Genomic DNA, 13,568 nt, shown 5'->3' with positions numbered 1-13,568 from the left:
ATTTTATCCTTGACCGATTCCTATTAATTTTGACTCCCATATTAACTATTTAAAAAATGGATTTTCCTCAAGAACTAAAGTACACCAAAGACCACGAATGGGTTAAAATTGACGGTGATGTTGCAACTATTGGAATCACAGAATTTGCCGCAGGTGAGCTAGGTGATATCGTCTATGTAGAAGTTGAAACTACAGGTGAGACATTAGACACGAATGAAGTTTTTGGCTCTGTAGAGGCTGTGAAGACAGTTTCTGATTTATTCATGCCAGTGGCGGGTGAAATTTTGGAAGTAAATCCAGAGTTGGAAGATGCTCCTGAATTAGTGAATGAATCTCCTTATGACCAAGGATGGATGATCAAAGTGAGAATAACAGGTGACCTTCCTGCTGATTTATTGTCTGCATCAGCGTATGCAGAGTTAGTTGGAGAATAAGCAATCTGTTTTGAGATTAGGAATTGCTATAGTTTGGTTAATTTTCATTGCCGCAGCTATGCTCACTCCAGGAAATAACTTTCCAGATCCTTCATTTCAAGCTGAAGACAAGTTGGTCCATTTTATATGCTTTGGCCTACTGAGTTATCTTTGGTGTGGAGTTGGTGTGAAACGAGATTTTGTGAAAGGATTACAGGGTAGAGTTTTAACCAACTACTTGGTTTTCGGCGTAGCCGCTGGAATAGTTTTAGAATGTGCTCAACTGTATATCCCCTTCCGATCTTTCGATTATATGGACATGATTGTCAATGAAATAGGTGGAATAGCAGGTTTATTAGCATATTTTAAGATTCCTACCACCAAGATTGGCTTGGAATAGTGCCTATTAATTATTACAATTGTTAGTCTGAAAAAGAAGAAAAATTTAACCGTAATAAACCAAACGTATAATGGAAGCAAAAAAAACTCCCAGCGCTGATCTAACCAGAAAGTCAGGAATGTTCCTGAACTTAGGTTTGGCAGTGGCTGTAGGTGCTACCCTTGCTGCCTTCGAATGGAAGTCATTTGACGATGGTTCATTGAAAGACCTTGGTCAAGTAACTGATAACTTCGAAGAATTGCTAGATATTCCAATCACGGAGCAGCCACCACCACCACCGCCACCACCAGTAGAGCAGCCTATCATTCAGGAGATTCCTGATGAAGTAGAAATCGAAGAAAAAATCGAAGTTAACTTCGATGTCGATGTGAAAGAAACTACTGTAATCAAAGAAGTGGTGATTGCTGAAGCTCCTGTAGAGGAAAAAGTAGATCAGATCTTCGATGTGGTAGAAACGCAGCCTGAGCCACCAGGGGGAATGTCAGGTTGGAACCAATACCTTTCTAAAAACCTAAAATACCCTACTCAAGCAAGAAGAATGGGTACTGAAGGTACTGTAATTGTGGTTTTCGTTGTAAACACAGATGGTTCTATTCAAGACGTTGAAGTATTGAGAGGAATTGGCGGAGGTTGTGACGAAGAAGCAGTAAAAGTAGTAAGTGCTGCTCCTAAGTGGACACCAGGTAAGCAACGAGGTCGTCCAGTACGTACTCGTATGAGACTTCCAATCAGATTCAAATTGAGCTAATCCTTTGGATCCAAACTATATAAAGACCCGATTTCTCGGGTCTTTTTTTTGCCGTATTCTTAACAACTTTTAGCTTAGTTAAATAGTGTTAGAGGATTAGTATCAGCGGGTTATGAAGTGTAAATTATTAGAGTAGTTTTTTCTAACCTCTAATCATATACTCATGGAACACAAAAAAAATCCAAAGTTGGACCTCAGAAAGTGGTCAGGAACTTTGTTTAATCTCGGGCTGGCAGTAAGCCTTGGAGCAGTATTGGTGGCTTTCGAATGGAAGGCCAGAGATCAAGGAATCATCAAAACATTTGAAGGGATGAAAGATGAATGGGATGAAATAGATATCCCACAAACAATCCAGACCCCTCCTCCACCGCCACCACCACCTACCCCGATCGAGGTAAATATTATTCCAGATGACATAGATATTGACAAGATCACTGATATCAAAATCGACTTAAACACAAATGAACAAGCTGATATTCCCGAGGTACAATTAACTGAGGCGCCAATAAAGGAGGACATAGATGTGATCAAAGACTTTGTTGATGTGCAAGCGATGTTTAAGGGCGGTATGGATGCTTGGTATGCATATCTTAATAAAAACCTGAAATACCCTTCACAAGCTAAAAGAATGGGGATAGAGGGAATGGTAATCGTGCGCTTCGTTGTAAATACTGACGGATCTATACAAGATATAGAGCTAGTCCGAAGCATAGGCGGAGGATGTGATGAAGTAGCTAAGGAGGTAATTCAAAACTCCCCAAATTGGACTCCTGGCAGAATAGGTGGAAGAGCTGTACGATCTAGAATGACTATGCCGATTCGCTTTAGACTTAATTAAAGTGTATGCAGATCAAAAAAATAAGGGGCTCTCAGCCCCTTATTCTATAGTACATTTAACGATTGCTCTTTTACTTTTTCGAGCTCATCCTTCATTAGAATCACATGCTTTTGCATTTCAGCGTCATTTGCTTTGGACCCTATGGTATTGATCTCTCTTCCGATTTCCTGCGAGATAAACCCAAGTTTCTTGCCCTGACTGGTTTCTTCAGAAAGACACTTTGAAAAGTATTTCAAATGAGTGTCAAGCCTGACGATCTCCTCTGTTATGTCCAGCTTTTCGAAATAATAGATCAGCTCTTGCTCAAATCTATTTGCATCAAAAGAATTTTCATCAAGCCATTCGCTAAAATGATTACGGATCTTTTGCTTTATTCTATCCTTGCGCTTTCCTTCATTTTCCTGAATTTTTGACAATCCAACTGCAATTGCTTCGATATTGCTCTGAAGCTTTTCTTCCAAGGAATTCCCTTCATCCTGACGAAATGAATCACATTTGTTTAATGCGATTATCAACACTTTTTTTATTTCTTCCCAATCCGCCTGATCATCTCTTTGCTCACCTGTAACCTGAGTTATTACGGTTGGAGACTGGAGTGCAAGCTTGAAAATATCCTGGGAATTGTCATTTACACTAGATGCAAGGGCTTTATATTTTTCATAAAAAAGAGCAAACAATTCTTCATTAATACTCACTGGCATTTCTGCCGACCCTTTGGATTGGAAATCAATCGAAATGCTCACTTTACCTCTATCCAAAATAGACTGAACCAGATTTCTAATTTCTAGCTCTTTATCATTAAACTGTCTTGGACTTCGGATGGACAGATCCAAAAATTTTGAATTGAGCGTGCGTACTTCCACTTGGATCACCATTCGCTCATCTTCAAATCCGGCATTTCCGAAGCCGGTCATTGATTTGATCATAATAGAATTTGTTGTTAGAAATTAAAGCCCAAAGTTACATAGAACTTTAAATCTTCGGCTTCATAATTTCTAATAGGTCTTGCTACATCAAATTTGACATAGTAGTTGAGTAAAACAGTTCTTAATCCAGCGCCATAGCTCTGGAGCCAAGGATTATTGAAGTTATTAAGCGTGATCGTAAAAGGAGATCCTTCTGTGTTAATTACTTCGGTATTTTGATCATTCACACGCTCCCATGGAGCAGAATCATTCCATGCTGACCCTATATCATAGAATCCAACCAATTGGAAATTACGAATAAAATTGGAGGTGATATTTCCCCTAGTTAAATAAGAGAATACGGGTATTCTAAGTTCTGCAGTAAATGTGATCATATTTCTACCTCGTATCTCATCGTAATCATATCCTCTCAAATCAACAAAGTCTGCAAAAAGGATGTTGGAATTTTCTACACCGGTAGGATTTCTGATGGGTGAAGACTCTGGTCGATTGGATGGCGGGCGATAAAAGTCGTTAAACAACCAATTATCCATTCCACCCAGCATGTAGGTTTGCGGATTATTTCCCATAAAGGATCCTGCGTAAAGTCTTGCTGCAATAACAATGTTCTTGTGGATAGCTCTATATTCTCTCAAATCGAGGTAGAAATTCCCAAAGGAGCGGTCATTATTATTGAAGGATTGATATTGGGTATAACCAATTTTGCCTTTGAAACCTCGCTGAGAATATAATCCCAACGGCTGTGTACGATCGTAAACAAATTCTGCCTTACCTCCGATATAATTTACATTTAGCCTATTCTGCTCAGAATTTTGACCAATTATTAAAGAATCTGGATTAAGATTGAAATATTGTGTTTTGGCCACGAAAGGTGATAAAGAAACTCTTGCATTAGCATTTAAAGGGTATGAAAACCCAAGTTCCGCCTTAGTCAACACATATTTCTGGATAGTAATATCACCCTCCGAAACTCGAATTGTCCTACGATCAAATCTTCCTTTAAAATCTACCCTACTTTTCAAATACTCATACTCAAAGAACAAATCTCCACCTGACCTGAAATCAAGCGTCGTCATCACTCCGCCTTGGAATACATGGTTGTCTAACAAATCAGTCATTTTACCCGTCATACCAATCCCGAAACCTCTTAGAGGATCTACCACAAACCGGGTATTGATACTATTTATAAAAAACTGTGGATCCATTTGTCTTGGACCAGTCACTTTTTTCCTTAAGCTCTCTCTCCTAAACGATTCTAACAAATTCGTTTTGGACTCTGCAGCTTCTGCAACCACTGATTGCGAGCCAAGGTTAGGTGGTAAAGTGTCGAAAGTATAATTATCAGTATTGATTCCATTCTTAGATTCAAAGCTTAAGCGCTTCAGATCGATCGATGATGTCGAGTTATTCGGAATAGTATCCAACATGATCGAAGGTTGCACTGGTTGATTTTCATCCTGCAGAATTATGGTTTGATTTTCTCTTGCTTGCTTTTCTTCTAATAACCTTCTGGCTGCCATCCTCTCATTGAGACTCTTAGCTTGCTCCAGCTGTATTCTTGGTGTACTAGGAGTAAATTGATCTGCGCTTGAAAATCCTTCAACTACAAGAAAACTCTCCCTTCCATCACGAATAGAATAAGCCATTCTATTCATTCTACTGTTGATGTCGAAAGCTTCAATACTTTTATTGAAGGCAGAAATTTGATTTGAAACCTGATTTCCTATGCTCATTCGCATCAGGTTATTAATTCCACTTAAATCACTTAAGTAAACAATAGAATTGCTATTGACTTTCCTTGGCCTTATATTTTTACTGTTCGAATTGGTCAGCTGCTTGGTGATCACTGTGTCAGTTACCTGCACCATGTAGAGGTTATAATAATCTGGTAAGGATGATAATTCAAGATTTTTCCCCATTAGCGAATCCGGCAAACTAGTCGCATTCGAGGAATAAATAATGGTCGAATCATTCAAAAACATAGGTGTCAATTCATCAAAAGAATCATTGGTTAGCCTTTTGCCAGCACCTCTGGTGTTTAACGTATAAATATCAGATTTCCCATTAGAAATGGCTGACAGGACCATATTTTTCCCTGTGCTGTTGAAATCAAGGCTAAGGATCTGAGTGATATTTCTTAAGAAGATCTTATCCTGATTAGACCCATCAATTGACCTCAGTCTAAGTGTAGTGATACCTCTCTTGAAAGATGCAATGGCAATATTTGCCGAATCTCTCCACGCTATAATTGGGGAAGTGAAATTGGCTTCTTGATCTTGCAGGGATGTTCCTCCAGCAAAGATTGTTTGTTCGCGACCGGAGCTAACTTCTCTTATCTGAACTTTGTACTTTCCTCCATTATTGATCACATAAGCCAAGTTTAATCCGTCAGGACTAAACTTTATATCATTGATCGCCCCTATAAATCTTGGGGATGTTTCAGCTACTGCAGCACTTCTATTTGGGTCTTTGAAGGTCGAAGAAACTTGCTTGTTGATATCCAGATAATACTTTTTCCAATCTTCGGTAAATGTTTTATAATTTAATCCTACCGTGTTGGCTATACTGTTTTCCTCATTTCTGTTTATTCTCGAAAGATTGAGAATACTGGACACATACCTTCTTCCATACCTTTCTGCTATGTAATTCCATACGGATTGGCCCACCAAGGCGGCTTCTCTTTCTTTCAATTTGAGAATTTTTGGCGTTTCGTCTTCCTCAAAATAATGTCTTACGAAGTCATCCATCTCTCGACTCCAGCCTTTAGCTAAATAAAGCGCTACGCCATCTACATACCACTCCGGGAAACTATTGGTAAGGTTGGACTGGAAGGCATCAGAGACAGATGAACCATAAAGCATCTCTTCGATAATAACCTTGACAGTACCGTATAACAAATCATCCTTAAATTCATCAACCTCACCTTTATACGCTACTTCCGCTAGAAGCCTATTGAAATTGGTTTGACCTTGCTCACTATATTCTTCCTTATTCAGGTTGATATTGCTTTGCAAAAGCTCCTCCGGAGAATTGTATATATAGATTTTTGGCTTGGTATAGGCCACGTAGCCGATCATCTGAGTCAAGCGATTGAACTCACTTTCCAGATAATCAATAGCCATTTTGGCATTTGCACCACCTCTGTCATAGTAATAGACCTCAAAATTATTTGAGGAATAAAAATACCATTCAAACTGCTGGTGCTGGATTCTGTTTTTCCCAAAACGCTCCTGGTCAAACTGAGCCAGGGCAATAAATGAATTCAACCATAACCCAGCAAAAACTAAAATTCGGAAAAGGTGATATCGCATTCTATTTGCTGAAAGATGTCTTTAAATATAATTAAAATACCGAGCTATGTCCACTTCGTGGTCAATTGCCTTATCATTTAGAAGGTAGTTAGCCATTATATCACTAAAATATGGAATAAGTGACACTCCTTTGGCTCCAAAACCATTGAATATGTAAACGCCTACCTCGGTAGGATGTTTTCCCAAAAATGGTTTTCTATCTCTGGTTGCAGGTCTAATTCCTGTCTTATGGCTAATAATTTCATCCACTGGTACAAGAACCAAATCCTGTAACTTTCCTAAAAGCTCTGTTTTCGCTTCATTTGTCGGGCCCTCTTCCAAATCATGTTTAGTATAAGTAGAACCAACCCGATGTACACCATGACCTAGATGGACTCTGAATACGCCTCTATTCACGACATAATCAGGAGCAAACCCTTGTTTCACCTCCAATATTTCTCCTTTGACTGGTGCAAAAGGCAGGTAATTGAAAAACCTAGAGTTCATAGCCCCAAGCCCATTACAATAAATTAGTGCTTTTGTTTTAATATTTCCATAGGCCCAAAATTCTCCATCATGGGAAAGTATAGACTCATCAAACTTCTCTACAATTAGTTCTTCCTTGAAATACGAAGTCATCGCATCAAGTAGATTGTTGATATTCAGCCAACCTGAATTGCGAAGCATAACTCCACCAAACGGATCTTTTAAATAGTCTGATTGACTCTCTTGATAAATCTTTTCTAAGTAAGCTTCAAAACCAGGATCAGCACTATGGCCCATCCACTCATTTTGCTCCTCTACACTGAGAAAAGGTCTATAAATGGCTTTTTCTGTAAGAAATTTGCTTCCGGTAAGTCTTTCCAGTTCTTGGTAAAAAGGTACGATTCTAGGAAAAAGCGAATCTGCTTTCCAGGTTTTGACCATTTTTCTTCCGGTCACTGGATTAAAAAGCCCGGCAGCCACTCTACTGGAATTATTAGCTCCAGGCTGGTCCATAATCCTAATTTTCTTCCCAGCTTGTTTTAGTCTGTAGGCCAGCGCTGATCCTGCAAGTCCCTGTCCAATGAGCAAAAAATCAATTTTCATAACCCAAAATAAAGGTTTAATTCCTTATTTTGTCTCAATTCTGACATACATTTCCCATGCTATATATTAAGTCTTTTACCTTCAACCCTTTTCAAGAAAATACCTATTTGCTTTACGACGAAAAAGGCAATGGAACATTAATAGATCCAGGATGTTTTGATTTAGCTGAGCGAAAAGAGCTACTTGATTTTGTGACTGAAGAAAAGATTCGAATTACTCAGCTTCTTAATACCCATTGCCATATTGACCATGTCTTAGGTAATGCTTGGGCAAAAAAAACCTTTGGAGTCGATCTCCTTATTCATAAAGAAGAGGCTGCTGTTTTAAAAGCTGTGGAAGTTTATGCTCCGAATTATGGGTTTGTAGGATACGAAAGCAGCCATGCGGATGGATTTCTCGTAGAAGGAGAGGAAATTAACGTTGGAGGCGAAGCTCTGAAAATCATTTTCGTCCCAGGACATGCGCCGGGCCATGTGGTTTTTTACCATAAAGATTCACATCAGTGTATCGCCGGAGATACGCTGTTCAGAGGCAGTATAGGTCGTACAGACTTACCAGGAGGCGATCATGAATTATTACTGAGTAAAATAAAATCGCAACTCTTCACGCTTCCCGAGGAGACAGTGATCTATCCAGGCCACGGTCCAGAGACAACCATTGGATTCGAAAAAACTCACAACCCATTCGTGGGTAAAAATGCAAGATCTTGAAAATTAAATCTCATATCCCAAATGCCATAACACTTCTTAATTTACTGACAGGAGTAATAGGTGTAATTTGGGTAATTAATGGAAATGTAGTCTCAGGGGCTTATTTCATTATTTTAGCAGCAGTCATTGATTTTTTTGATGGTTTTGCAGCTAGGCTTTTGCATGTTCAGGGAGAACTTGGAAAACAGCTTGACTCACTAGCCGACATGGTTTCATTTGGAGTTCTCCCAGGAATGATTCTCTTTCAAATGACCAAAGTCAGTACAACAATAGAATGGCTCCCCTACTTGACACTCATTGTGCCATTATGCTCAGCAGTTCGATTGGCGAAGTTCAACCTAGACACTAGGCAAACTGATAAATTCATTGGTCTACCCACGCCAGCAAATGCTTTGTTTATTAGCACCTTACCATATTTTGCAATACAGTGGCCAGAAGTTGGAACCTGGCTTACTTCACCCTTTTTTCTAGTAGGAATAGCATGGCTCTTTTCCATATTATTACTAGTAGAGCTCCCGCTCATTGCATTAAAATTCAAATCATTTTCTCTGATCCAGAATAAATATAGATATGCACTTTTAGCCATTGGGCTAGCTCTGATTTTATTAGTTGGGTTGGCGGGAATTCCTATTCTGATTTTAGCCTATTTAGGATTATCAGTAGTAGAAAACGCTTCTAGCTAGGATGATCTGCAAAAGCCACAAGCTACTAGTCACTCTTCTATTCAACATTTTGTTGATAGGCTCAGCTTCTGGTCAAAATTCATTTTACAAATTCAAAATTACAGAAGAAGGCGTTTACAAACTAAATGCAAATCAAGCCCAAGATTTTGGAGCAAATTCCCTGAGCGAAATTACCATTTATGGTTACCCAGGTATGTTGCCACAACTTTTACAGCCTCAAAATATAGAACTACAGGAAGTTCCAAGTTGGGAAATAGATGGTAATCTGTATTTCTACCTTTCATCGCCACATAGCTATACTTTTGACGAAGAAACAATTGAATATCAACATAATCCCTATTCCGATTCTATTAGTTTCCTAGTGGGAATATCTCCAAACCCAAAAAGGATAGCAACAATTTCTGGGCAATCAGGAACCCTAGATCCGGCTATTCTATACCAATGGAATTGGCTCAAAGAAGATGAAAACAATATCCTAAACTCAGGGAGAACTTGGTATTCAAGGGCAATTGCACCTGGTATAACTCGTGGATATTCTTTTCCATTGGAAACAAATTCTAACGCCAAATGGAAGGTTTCTGCGAAATTAATGTCAAGTGCAAGCTTAGCTTCCCAGATCACTATAGCTGTGGATGAGATGACTATTTCGGAGAGTTCATTTGGAGGAATTCCGAGCAATACTTATGCGATAAAAGGAGAAGAAGTATGGGCGAATGAGAGTTTTTCACCTTTGGGAAATCAGGTGGAGAGATTGAGAGTTTCATTCCAGGCCACCAGTTCAAATGATGCAGGCTACTTCGAATACATAGGAATAGGAGTTCCGCACTCAAGTGATTCTTTGGATGAAGGCATTTATTCTATGAATCAAGAGACTTCGATTTCAATTGCCGCCATAACAGGCTTATCAGTTTGGGAGGTTGGAGATTTTTTTAATCCAAAGGCAATTGATTTCAGTACTGGTAATATAATTACTGGACAAAGGTTCATTGTATTTGATAAAAACCAAGCAAAGCTTATCTCAGAAATAGAACCAGCTAAAATAAATCTTCGAACCCAATCCGCTTGGCCAGAGCTTCTCATAATCACTCCTAAAACACTCAGCTATTCAGCCAACAAACTTAGCCTCCACAAACTTGGATTGGGTATTTACTCTGAAGTAGCCTTCCTCGATGAAATCTACGATTCATTCGGCTATGGAAATCCTGACTTAAATGCAATCCGGAATTTCATAGCCTGGCATTACCATCAAGGTGGTAAACTTCAAAATGTCCTGATTTTAGGGAAAGGAACCTTTGACTACAAAGGAATTTTGGGTGGAAGGCCAAACCTAGTCCCTATTTACACCAGTAGAAATAGCTTAAATCCTTTATCCACATTTAGCTCTGATGATTATTTCTCACTTATTGAATTTGGTCAAGGAGAATGGGAAGAAACTAGGGATGGTGACGAAATAATGCAAATCGGAGTGGGAAGATTACCGGTGATCAATGCTCAAGAAGCAAATATCGTTGTAGATAAAATTATCGATTACGAAAAAAATCCGATCGGAGGAGACTGGAAAAAAACAGTAACCTTCTTTGCAGATGATGGGGATAACAATATTCACTTACGCGATTCTGAAGCTCATGCTTCTTTTTTAAATGAAAATCACAAGGACTTCAAGCAGCAGAAATTATATCTAGACCGGTTTGAACAGGAAAAAAGCGGAGAAAGACAGACTTCTCCACAGGCAAAAACTGCCTTAGAGGAAACGCTCCAAAAAGGAACTTTACTCCTCAATTTTATTGGCCATGGCAATGAAACCACACTAACCGCTGAGGAAATATTTCTGACGTCAGACATTTCAAATTGGGCTAAACAGGAGAAACTAGCATTGTGGGTTACGGCTACTTGCCAATTTGGTAGACATGACAGCCCATTTTTGAGATCTGCAGCGGAGGAGCTATTGACCGCTACAAATAAAGGTGCAATTGGACTTTTGACCACGGGAAGACCCGTCTTTAGCAGTGTGAATTTTTCATTAAATGATGCCTTTTTTAAAGAGGTTTTCAAACTCGAAGATGAGCACTACCAAGATCTGGGAAGCATCTTCAGAAATACAAAAAACAAAAGTTTAAATGGAGCACTTAACAGAAATTTTAGCCTTTTAGCTGATCCCAGCATGAAGCTGGCAAGTCCGGAATTTCAAATTGAGTTTACCTCTTTTAAAAACCCCGATAACCAAACTATCCTAGATACTCTTTCTGCACTTCAAGTAGTAGACTTTGAAGCAGAAGTAATTAATCCGAATACTGGCAGAGTTTCTACTGCTTTCGAAGGTGTTTATACAGTAGAATTACATGACAAACCGATAACTGACAAAACTTTGGGAGACGAAAGTAATCCGGTAGATTTTGTAATATCTGAGAATCTGATTTTCAAGGGCAAGGGTAAAATAGTAGCTGGAAAAATCACAGGAAGAATGATCATTCCTAAAAATATAAATTTAGAATTTGGAGAAGGAAAAGTTCGAATTCTTGGGGAAAACACGAGTCAAAATTGGGAAGCTTATGGATTTAGTCCAATTGAAATTGGTGGGACTTCCAGCGCACCACTTGGGGACACAGAAGGCCCAATTATCGGTGCTTCTTTTGGTGGGAAAGGTGAATCCCCTTTTATATTCCCTTCCAAAACAATTAGAATGGAAGCAACATTTTCAGATTCAAGCGGTATAAATATTTCTGGATTTCTGCCTGCAGAAAATCTAACTATTCAAATAAATGATAAAGCCCCTGAACTATTAAATGATTATTTCACCTCAGAAAATAGCACATACAAATCAGGTAAAGTGACGTTTGTATTAAAAGACTTAAAAGAAGGAAAGAATTTGGTAACTATCCGCGCATGGGATAACTTAGGAAACGGGAGTGTATTTAATGAGGAGATTACAGTAGATGGAAGTGATAAATTAAGAATACTTAGTCACAAAACTTATCCCAATCCAGCAGTAATTGAGAGTCGTTTTGAGCTTGAACATAATCAACCGGGTGAAAATTTAATTCTTACGCTTGCTGTTTTCCAAACAGATGGCAAGACACTATTTACAGAAAGTGAACGTTTAGTGAAGGCCAATGCTCAAATAGATGATTTGGTTTGGTTTTTTTTACAAAACCAAACCAAATATCCAGCAAAAGGAACTTATATTTACAAACTAACGCTTCAATCAGAGTTTGATAATTCTGTTGATTCAGTAAGCGGACTAATATTAATTCAATGAAAAAAATAGCCATTAGTAAAAGGAAAAACCTACTTATAGCAGTTTTTACCCTGGCTACTTTATCTGTGTATGCACAGAACAGCACTATCATTTCTGGTCAGGATCCTGATCGAAGAGTGATAACTACGGCTGTTCCTTTTTTGAATTTTGCTCCAGACTCCAGACACTCGGCTATGGGCGATGCGGGTGTTGCCATGTCACCTGACGGTAGTTCCGCACATTGGAATGCTGGAGGACTAGCATTCGTTGAAGATGATATGGGGTTTTCACTCTCCTATTCCCCATGGCTTGGTAAGCTTGTCAATGACATGTCTTTAAGTTACCTGACCGGGTATTTCAAAATTGATGAAGTTTCAGCATTTGGATTTGACCTACGTTACTTCAATATGGGTGACATCCAATTGACTGATGGACGAGGTAACCCTCTAGGTGAGTTTAATCCAAGAGATATAGCAATTGGTGGGACCTACTCAAGAAAGCTTTCATCCTACTTAGGTTTGGGGATTTCTGCCCGATTTATCTACTCTAATCTTTCTGGAAATATCTCATCAGTAGGTGGCAATGAAGCTAAACCAGGTATCAGCGTCGGAACTGATGTTGGCCTTTATTATTCTAAACCAATTTTCGCAGGAGCGAAAGATGCTAACTTCGCTTGGGGACTTAGTATCACTAATATTGGCCCCAAAATCACCTACAACTCAGCTGATGATTTGGACTACATTCCTACCAATTTGAAAGTAGGTACTGCCTATTCTATAGATCTTGACGCTGTAAATACCTTGACATTTGCGCTAGATCTCAATAAACTTTTGGTTCCAACACCTCCAATCTATGCAACCAATGAAGATGGGACGTTGGAAACAGATGAAAATGGAAATCTTATCATAGAACCTGGAAACGGTAAAGACCCAAATCGTCCACTTATTTCAGGAATGTTTGGCTCTTTTGCAGATGCTCCAGGAGGGTTTTCTGAAGAAATGCAGGAGATAACAATTTCATTCGGAGTTGAGTATAGCTACGAAGATAAGTTTGCTTTACGTACCGGATATTTTTATGAGAATCCAAATAAAGGCGGCCGCAAATACTTCACAATGGGAGTAGGTTTCGACTTGAAGAAGCTTGGATTTGACTTCTCTTACCTAGTACCCCAACAACAAAATCACCCACTCGCAGAGACATTACGATTCTCTTTGATGTATAATATTCCCAATTAAA

At 38.9% G+C, this 13,568-nt stretch carries 11 protein-coding genes; 8 read left to right on the top strand and 3 right to left on the bottom strand.

Annotated features, from left to right (window positions below):
* The first annotated feature begins 56 nt into the window (after nt 1–56).
* The 4 genes from gcvH (at nt 57) to LV83_RS11445 (ending at nt 2,399) form a co-directional block, all read left to right on the top strand.
* On the top strand, nt 57–434 hold the full coding sequence (gene gcvH, locus LV83_RS11460) for a glycine cleavage system protein GcvH (protein WP_111611676.1): 378 nt from the start codon (nt 57–59) through the stop codon (nt 432–434).
* Nucleotides 435–444: 10 nt separating this feature from the next.
* Nucleotides 445–813, top strand: coding sequence for a VanZ family protein (locus LV83_RS11455; RefSeq protein WP_146613711.1), 369 nt, complete (start codon nt 445–447; stop codon nt 811–813).
* Nucleotides 814–883: 70 nt separating this feature from the next.
* The gene (locus LV83_RS11450; RefSeq protein WP_111611674.1) at nt 884–1,561 is read left to right on the top strand and encodes an energy transducer TonB; all 678 of its coding nucleotides are present in this window, start codon (nt 884–886) and stop codon (nt 1,559–1,561) included.
* 163 nt (nt 1,562–1,724) lie between these two features.
* Nucleotides 1,725–2,399 (top strand): energy transducer TonB, encoded by a 675-nt coding sequence (locus LV83_RS11445; RefSeq protein WP_111611673.1) that lies wholly within the window; start codon nt 1,725–1,727, stop codon nt 2,397–2,399.
* A 44-nt stretch (nt 2,400–2,443) separates the two neighbouring features.
* Here LV83_RS11445 and LV83_RS11440 read toward each other — a convergent pair whose 3' ends face one another.
* Genes LV83_RS11440 through LV83_RS11430 form a run of 3 tightly spaced genes read right to left on the bottom strand, consistent with a single transcriptional unit; the run spans nt 2,444 to nt 7,704 of the window.
* Nucleotides 2,444–3,325 (bottom strand): YicC/YloC family endoribonuclease, encoded by an 882-nt coding sequence (locus LV83_RS11440; protein WP_111611672.1) that lies wholly within the window; start codon nt 3,323–3,325, stop codon nt 2,444–2,446.
* 14 nt (nt 3,326–3,339) lie between these two features.
* Nucleotides 3,340–6,636: a biopolymer transporter Tol gene (locus tag LV83_RS11435; RefSeq protein ID WP_111611671.1), complete on the bottom strand. Its 3,297-nt coding sequence runs from the start codon at nt 6,634–6,636 to the stop codon at nt 3,340–3,342.
* A 21-nt stretch (nt 6,637–6,657) separates the two neighbouring features.
* On the bottom strand, nt 6,658–7,704 hold the full coding sequence (locus tag LV83_RS11430) for an NAD(P)/FAD-dependent oxidoreductase (protein ID WP_111611670.1): 1,047 nt from the start codon (nt 7,702–7,704) through the stop codon (nt 6,658–6,660).
* Nucleotides 7,705–7,760: 56 nt separating this feature from the next.
* On the opposite strand from LV83_RS11430, the gene LV83_RS11425 reads away from it, so the two are divergent.
* From LV83_RS11425 to porV, 4 genes are read left to right on the top strand one after another with little or no spacing between them, the layout of a single operon-like run.
* Nucleotides 7,761–8,414 (top strand): MBL fold metallo-hydrolase, encoded by a 654-nt coding sequence (locus tag LV83_RS11425; protein WP_111611669.1) that lies wholly within the window; start codon nt 7,761–7,763, stop codon nt 8,412–8,414.
* A complete protein-coding gene (pssA, locus tag LV83_RS11420; protein WP_111611668.1) occupies nt 8,411–9,097 on the top strand; it encodes a CDP-diacylglycerol--serine O-phosphatidyltransferase in 687 nt (228 codons plus the stop codon). The genes LV83_RS11425 and pssA overlap by 4 nt, the downstream gene beginning before the upstream one ends.
* Nucleotide 9,098: 1 nt before the next feature.
* Nucleotides 9,099–12,353, top strand: coding sequence for a type IX secretion system sortase PorU (gene porU / locus LV83_RS11415; protein ID WP_111611667.1), 3,255 nt, complete (start codon nt 9,099–9,101; stop codon nt 12,351–12,353).
* Complete coding sequence (gene porV, locus LV83_RS11410; RefSeq protein WP_111611666.1) at nt 12,350–13,567, top strand: type IX secretion system outer membrane channel protein PorV; 1,218 nt, start codon at nt 12,350–12,352, stop codon at nt 13,565–13,567. Before porU ends, porV begins: the two co-directional genes overlap by 4 nt.
* Nucleotide 13,568: the final 1 nt, after the last annotated feature.

This window comes from Algoriphagus yeomjeoni (assembly GCF_003259505.1).
GTDB lineage: Bacteria > Bacteroidota > Bacteroidia > Cytophagales > Cyclobacteriaceae > Algoriphagus > Algoriphagus yeomjeoni.
This window is presented reverse-complemented; position numbering and strand designations above follow the sequence as displayed.